This is a genomic window from Frankia sp. CeRuru1 (genome assembly GCF_977966315.1).
Genome location: NZ_CDWWEW010000275.1, coordinates 1 through 6,953 on the forward strand (window position 1 = coordinate 1; position 6,953 = coordinate 6,953).

The 6,953-nt window shown below is 68.9% G+C and carries 6 protein-coding genes and 1 pseudogene; 5 read left to right on the plus strand and 2 right to left on the minus strand.

Features of this window, described 5'->3' with window-relative positions; all coding sequences use genetic code 11:
• From AC08OP_RS17675 to AC08OP_RS17695, 5 genes and pseudogenes are all read left to right on the plus strand, one after another.
• A pseudogene (locus AC08OP_RS17675) lies at positions 1-664 on the plus strand (hypothetical protein); the annotation flags it as partial.
• Positions 665-882: 218 nt separating this feature from the next.
• Positions 883-1,929 carry a thioredoxin-disulfide reductase gene (gene trxB, locus AC08OP_RS17680; RefSeq protein WP_476615203.1) on the plus strand — a complete coding sequence of 349 codons (1,047 nt, stop codon included), beginning with the start codon at positions 883-885 and terminating at the stop codon, positions 1,927-1,929.
• A gap of 154 nt (positions 1,930-2,083) precedes the next feature.
• Positions 2,084-2,410 (plus strand): thioredoxin, encoded by a 327-nt coding sequence (gene trxA / locus AC08OP_RS17685; RefSeq protein WP_476615204.1) that lies wholly within the window; start codon positions 2,084-2,086, stop codon positions 2,408-2,410.
• 364 nt (positions 2,411-2,774) lie between these two features.
• Positions 2,775-4,052, plus strand: coding sequence for an N-acetylmuramoyl-L-alanine amidase (locus AC08OP_RS17690; protein WP_476615205.1), 1,278 nt, complete (start codon positions 2,775-2,777; stop codon positions 4,050-4,052).
• Positions 4,053-4,230: 178 nt separating this feature from the next.
• On the plus strand, positions 4,231-4,869 hold the full coding sequence (locus AC08OP_RS17695) for a GNAT family N-acetyltransferase (protein WP_476615206.1): 639 nt from the start codon (positions 4,231-4,233) through the stop codon (positions 4,867-4,869).
• A gap of 157 nt (positions 4,870-5,026) precedes the next feature.
• On the opposite strand, the gene AC08OP_RS17700 is transcribed toward AC08OP_RS17695, so the two are convergent.
• Complete coding sequence (locus AC08OP_RS17700) at positions 5,027-6,028, minus strand: ParB/RepB/Spo0J family partition protein (protein ID WP_476615207.1); 1,002 nt, start codon at positions 6,026-6,028, stop codon at positions 5,027-5,029.
• On the minus strand, positions 6,028-6,953 hold a 926-nt coding region (locus tag AC08OP_RS17705; RefSeq protein ID WP_476615208.1), incomplete at its 5' end, for a ParA family protein. The genes AC08OP_RS17700 and AC08OP_RS17705, both read right to left, overlap by 1 nt.

Consider the following 6,953-nt stretch of genomic DNA (forward strand, 5'->3'; position numbering starts at 1 on the left):
CCGTCAACCGGCCCGGCGCCGGGATCCGCGGAGCCGTCCGGGTGCGCCGGGTGCGCGCCCCCGACGGGACTGGGTGTCCATCATGGCGGTCTGCATCGCCTTCATCACCTTCGGGGCGGCGATCTTCGTGTACCACGGTCTGCGGAGCGCCAACGTCGATCACAGGGTAGCGGCGTCCAACCCCGTGGACAGCTCCGGCCCGGGCGGCGGTTCGGTGGTGGCCGAACGCGGCTCCGCCAGCTCCGCTCCCCTCATCATGATGGCGGTCTCGCAGGCGAGCGTCGCTCCCTCGGACGTCGTGCGGCACGGCCGGGAACTGCTGGCCGGCCGGATCCTGGGGTCCGCGGCGCTGCCGCTCGTGCCGCCGCCCGCGCCCGCGGCGGCCGGCGGCGCGACGACCCCTGCGACGGTGGACGTCGACCGGTTGCGCTCGGTGCTGGACACCCCTGGCCTGCGCCCGTGCTACCAGAGCCTGGCGGCGCAGACGGGTGGCACGATCCTCGCCGTCGACCGCGTCGTCTACAACGACCATCCGGCGCTGTTGATCGTGCTCTCCGTGCCCATGCAACCGGCGGTGGCCAGGGTGCTGGTCGTCGACGCCCGCTGCGGCATCACCACCGTCTCCACCGCGCCGTGGTACAGCGTGTCCACCCTGCGGCACTGAGGTGGGGGTTGACGCATCGAGAGGGCCGGGAGCCCGGCCGTGGCACGCACCGGTGGCGGGCACGGATGGAATCAGATGCCCGCGGAGACGGTTGTCGCTGTCGGGCACCGTCTCCATGGACGGACCGATGAACGAGGAACTCGGATGAAGCCGGGGCGACAGGTACCGGCGAGGGCCCACCCGGCTCACAGGGATCCCGTAGCGTGAAAGGAGCGGGTGTGACAGCCCAGGAGGACGGCCAGGATGTCACCGGCCGCGGCAGCCAGCCCGACGGCGAGGACGACATACGCGATGTCGTCATTGTCGGTTCGGGCCCCGCAGGGTACACGGCCGCTGTCTATACCGCCCGGGCCAACCTACGGCCACTCGTGTTCGAGGGCGCGGTATCGGCCGGCGGAGCGCTCATGAACACCACCGAGGTGGAGAACTTTCCTGGGTTTCCGGACGGCATCCAGGGTCCGGAGCTGATGGAGAACCTGCGGCGGCAGGCGGAGCGGTTCGGAGCCGAACTGGTGGCCGACGACGTCACCGAGCTCGACCTCGCGGCGAACCCGAAGGTCGTCAAGATCGAGGACAGGACCTACCTCGCCCGCACGGTCATCGTCGCCACCGGTTCGGCCTACCGCATGCTCGGCGTCGAACACGAGGAGCGGTTGCTCGGCCACGGGGTCTCCGCCTGTGCGACCTGCGACGGTTTCTTCTTCCGGGATCAGGACATCGCGGTGGTTGGCGGGGGCGACTCGGCGATGGAGGAGGCGACCTTCCTGACCCGCTTCGCCCGCTCGGTGACGGTGATCCACCGGCGGGACAAACTCCGGGCCAGCGCGATCATGCAGGTGCGGGCCTTCGCCAACGAGAAGATCCAGTTCCGGTGGAACGCAGAGGTCACCGAGCTCCTGGGCACGGACAAGCTCACCGGCGTCCGGCTGCGCGACACCGTCACCGGTGAGGAGAAGGATCTTCCGGTCACCGGGCTGTTCGTCGCGATCGGTCACCTTCCGCGTACCGAACTCGTCCGTGGTCAGCTCGACCTCGACGACGCCGGCTACATCTCGGTCGCGCACCCGACCACGAAGACGAACCTGGACGGGGTCTTCGCCTGTGGCGACGTGGTCGACCACACCTACCGCCAGGCCATCACCGCGGCTGGCACGGGCTGCGCCGCCGCTCTCGACGCGGAGCGCTTCATCGCCGCCGGGGAGGGTCCGGGCGAGGTGATCACCGTGGCTCCCCGGGTCGTGACCCCGACGCCGCAACCTGCCTGACCCGGTCGTCTGTCCGAGCGGCCGACCGAGCGGCGCTGGATCAGGCCTGCCCGACCCGGCTGCCCGAAGGCCGTTCGGGCGCCGTCCGCGGGCCACCACCGGCCCGTTGATCGCCTTCCCGTCCACTAAGAGATCATCCATCAGGGAGAACAACATGGCAGGTTCCACCACCCCCGTGACCGACAGCACCTTCGTGACCGAGGTACTGGAGAGCGACAAGCCGGTCCTGGTGGACTTCTGGGCCGAGTGGTGCGGCCCTTGCAAGATGGTCGCACCCGTTCTGGAGGAGATCGCCAAGGAGCATGGCGAGAAGCTCCGGGTCGTCAAGCTGAACATCGACGAGAACCCGGAGACCGCCCGGAACTACCAGATCTTGTCGATCCCGACCATGGCTGTGTTCGTCAAGGGCGCGATCGACAAGAGCATTGTCGGCGCGAAGCCGAAGGCCGCCCTGCTGCGTGACCTCTCGGCCTACATTTGATCTCGTCACGCGGTCGTTCCACCGTCGGCCCGCCGGGTGTGATCCCGGCGGGCCGACGTCGTTCCCGGACTGGTCCACGCCGGTTCGCCCACGACAACCGGATACCACGTGCGGCCCGGGAACTTTCTCCCGCCGTCACGAGCATCGTGGGAGTATCACGGCGGCCTGGTCACGCACGGTCAATACTGGAGGATCCGGTTCGCGGTCGGTCGAGACCGCACGGGCATGCCCTAGGCTTGAGATTCAGCAATCGGCCGTCGGCGCATCATTCGTCGACGCGGTGGCCCCGACCATCGGGTTTCGCCAGGGGCACCGGGTTTCGCCAGGGGCACGTTGGGGCAGGCGAGCTGAAAGGTATGCATCGGTGAAGCTGCTGCGTCTGGGAGACCAAGGTTCCGCCGTCGCCGAGGTTCGGGCGGCCCTGACCTATCTTGGTTTTCTTCCCGTGACGCCCCGGCAGAGCCGGGATCCGGCCGGCCCGGGTAAGGGTGACCCAGGTAAGAGTGCCCTGGGTAAGAGTGCCCCGGATAGAGGTGCTGCCTCCGCCGCGGACCCGTCCCAGGACACGCGGGTCCCGGCTGTCGACGGTACTCCCGGCGGCGTTCCGGCCGAGCCAGCCGATCGGTTCGACCGAGATCTCGACAACGCGCTGCGCGCCTTTCAGCAGAGCCGGGGGCTGTCCGCCGACGGGATACTCGGTCCGGACACGGCGCGTGCCTTGGAGGAGGCACGCCATAAGCTCGGCGACCGTCTGCTCTACCACAGTCCCGCGCACCCTTTTGTCGGCGATGACGTGGCGGCGCTCCAGGAGCGCCTGTTCAACATGGGTTTCGACGTCGGCCGCACGGATGGGATCTTCGGGCCACGCACCGAGTCCGCGGTCCGCGACTTCCAGCGCAACCGGGGTCTCGATCCGGACGGCCAATGCGGGCCACACACCCTGCGCGAACTCAAACGCCTGCAGCGCACGGTCACTGGTGGCCGGCCCGACGTGCTGCGGGAGTCTGTCCGGCTGTTGGCCCACGGCTCCTCGCTGCTCGGAGTCGTCGTCGCCATCGATCCCGGCCACGGTGGCGACGATCCGGGCATCGTCTGCGGCAATCTGTGCGAACGGGATCTCATGGCCGACCTCGCCGTCCGGATGTCCACGCGGCTACTCGACTCAGGCCTGCAGGCGCACCTCATCCACGGACTGGACGAGTCCCCCAGCGAGGAGGAGCGGGCCGCGCGGGCGAACGAGCTCGAAGCAGATCTCCTGATCTCGCTGCACGCCGACAGCAGTCCATCCCCGCACGCCCAGGGGGTATCGGCCTACTACTACGGCAACGCGCGCGGGTCGTCCGCCGTGGGTGAGCGCTTCGCCCAGCTCGTCCACCGTGAAATCGTCTCCCGGACCGACATGCTGGACTGCCGCACCCATCCGAAGGTCTGGAGTCTGCTTCGGCGGACCCGGATGCCGGCCGTACGGCTCGACCTCGGATATCTGACAAACGAACATGACACCAAGGCCCTTGGTTCCACCGCATTCCGGGCAACCGTCGCCGAGGCGGTGCTCGCCGCGGCCCAACGGCTCTTTCTCCCACCCGAGCAGGACGCGCCGACGGGCCAGCTTCACGTCCCCCGCCTTGCTAGCCGCACCTGACCGGTCACCAAGGCATTCCATCGACAAGGCTGACGTTTCACGTGAAACGAGGCCGGTGCGTCGATGGGGAAAATTCATGCTCGGCAGCCTAGGCTGGTTCCGTAACAGCCTCCGCGTCCGTCGACGTTGACCTCGGCGACCGGAGGCCCGGTGGCCGACCCATGGAGCGCCTTTTTCGATGAGCCGTCGCATCGCGAACATCACCCTGGACAATATTGACGATCTCCCTCTGCCCTGCCGCCGCTGCGTCTTCTGGGAGCTCGATCCGGTGGCCCGGAGCCGCGCGGAGGAGGCCGGCGGCACCGACCTCGAGAAGGAGGCGTGGGTTTCCCTGGCCCTCCTGGAATGGGGAAGTTGCGGAAAGATCGCCTATGTCGACAACGTCCCCGCCGGATTCGTGATGTTCGCTCCGCCGGCCTACGTGCCTCGATCGGCGGCCTTTCCCACCAGCCCGGTCTCACCGGACGCGGTGCTGCTCATGACAGCGTCGATCGTCGATGAGTTCACCGGGCAGGGGCTGGGGCGGATCCTCGTCCAGTCCGTCGCCAAGGACGTCATCCGCCGCGGCTTCAAGGCGGTGGAAGCGTTCGGTGACCTCCAGAACTCCGGCACCCGCTGCATCCTGCCCGCCGACTATCTCCTCGCGGTCGGTTTCAAGACGGTCCGGCCTCACCATCGATGGCCGCGGCTGCGGCTCGAGGTGAAGAACGCGGTGAGCTGGCGAGAGGACGTCGAGGTTGCCCTGGAACGTCTGCTGGGATCGATGACGCCGGAAGGCGTGCTGCGCAAGGTCGGCCAGGCCGGCAATCTCGCCTGAGCACGGCAATCTCGCCTGAGCACAGCGATGGCCCGGCACTCGGCGGACAGGCGCGCAGCCACCGGGGGGAGCCCGGCACAGCCCGGGACCGCGCGATCCGCGCCCGGCGCCCGGCTCGAGAACCCCAGAGAACCCCGAGCGAACCCGAGCCGGACGCCTAGTCCAACAAGCCGTCGACCGAGGCCGACGGCGACATCACGGCGACGATCCGCTCCAGGTCCTCGATCGAGGCGAACTCGACCGTGATCTTCCCCTTGCTGCGGCCCATGTCCACCTTCACGCGGGTCTCAAAGCGATCCGAGAGGCGGTCGGCGAGCCTCGCCAGGGCCGGTGAGGCGGCCCCTGGCGCCCGCGACGCCCGCTTACGCGGGGTCTCGTCGTCCAGTGCCACGATCTCCTCGACGGCCCGCACCGAGAGACCTTCCGCGACGATGCGGGTGGCGAGCCGGTCCTGGGCGTCCGGATCCTGCAACGAGAGCAGCGCGCGGGCATGGCCCGCCGACAGCACGCCGGCCGCCACCCGTCTTTGTACCGTGGGCGAGAGCCCGAGCAGCCGGATCATGTTGGTGACATGCGACCGGGACCGCCCGAGCCGACTGGCCAGTTCCTCGTGCGTCGCACCGAAGTCGCGGAGCAGCTGTTCGTACGCCGCGGCCTCCTCCAGCGGGTTGAGCTGCTGGCGGTGGAGGTTCTCCAGCAGCGCGTCGCGCAGCATGGCGTCGTCCGCGGTCTCCCGCACGATGGCGGGAATCCGTGGAAGCTTGGCGATCTTCGATGCACGCCACCGGCGTTCACCCATGACGAGCTCGTAGCGCTCGGGGGCCACCTCGCGTACCACGATCGGCTGGAGCAGCCCGACCTCGCGGAGGCTCGCCGCCAGCTCTTCGAGGGCGTCCTCATCGAAGTGAGTCCTGGGCTGGCGCGGGTTCGGGCTGACCGACTCGACGGGGATCTCGCGGAAGGTCGCCCCGTGTACGGGCAGCGGCCCGGTGCCGTCGCCGGAGCCGCGACCCGTCCCCCGGCCGCCGTAGCCACTGCCGTAGTCGGCGTAGTCACCGTAGTCAGCCGAGGCGGTGCCCACCTGACCGTCGAGGGGAGGAGGAGCAACCGGGATGAGTGCCCCCAGCCCTCGCCCCAGACCACTGCGCCGAGCACTCATCATGCCGCTCCATTCGAGTCCCGACCCCGTTCCGCGAGTTCGCGCGCCGCGGCCAGATAGGACAGCGAGCCGCGCGACGTCGGATCGTACGTCAGCGCGGACTGCCCATAGCTCGGCGCCTCCGCCAGACGCACGTTCCGGGGGATGGTGGTGGACAGCACCCGGTCCCCGAAGTGTTCCTTGACCTCGTGGACGACCTGGTCGGCCAGTCTGGTCCGGGAGTCGTACATGGTGAGCAGGATGGTCGACAGGCGCAGCTCCTGGTTCAGGTGCGCCTGCACCAGTTCCACGTTGCGCAGCAACATGCCGAGGCCCTCCAGCGCGTAGTACTCGCACTGGATCGGGATGAGCAGCTCACGGGCGGCCACGAGGGCGTTGACGGTCAGCAGCCCGAGAGAGGGCGGGCAGTCGATGAAAACATAGTCGACGTCCCGTTGCATGCTCGCGATGGCCCGCCGCAGCCGGTTCTCCCGCGCCACCAGCGACACCAGCTCGATCTCCGCGCCGGCAAGATCGATCGTTGCGGGCGCGCAGAACAGCCCCGGCGCCTCGGCGGACTTCACGATGACCTCGTCGAGGGGCCGATCCCCCACCAGGACCTCGTAGATCGAGGGGACCCCGGAATGATGGCTGACGCCGAGCGCCGTCGAGGCATTGCCCTGCGGGTCAAGATCGATTACCAGGACCCGGGAGCCATGAGATGCCAGCGCCGCCGCCAGGTTGACCGTCGTCGTCGTCTTCCCTACACCGCCCTTCTGGTTGGCGACCGAGATGATGCGCCGCCGGGTGGGGCGAGGGAATGGTTGTCGTCGTTCTACCGCCAGTGCTTCCACTGCTGCTGCCGCCGCCGCTCCGATCGGGGTCGAGGGATCGAGTAGGTCCAGTGCGGAGAGCGCGGAGTCATAGCCCCGCAAGCCCCCGCCCC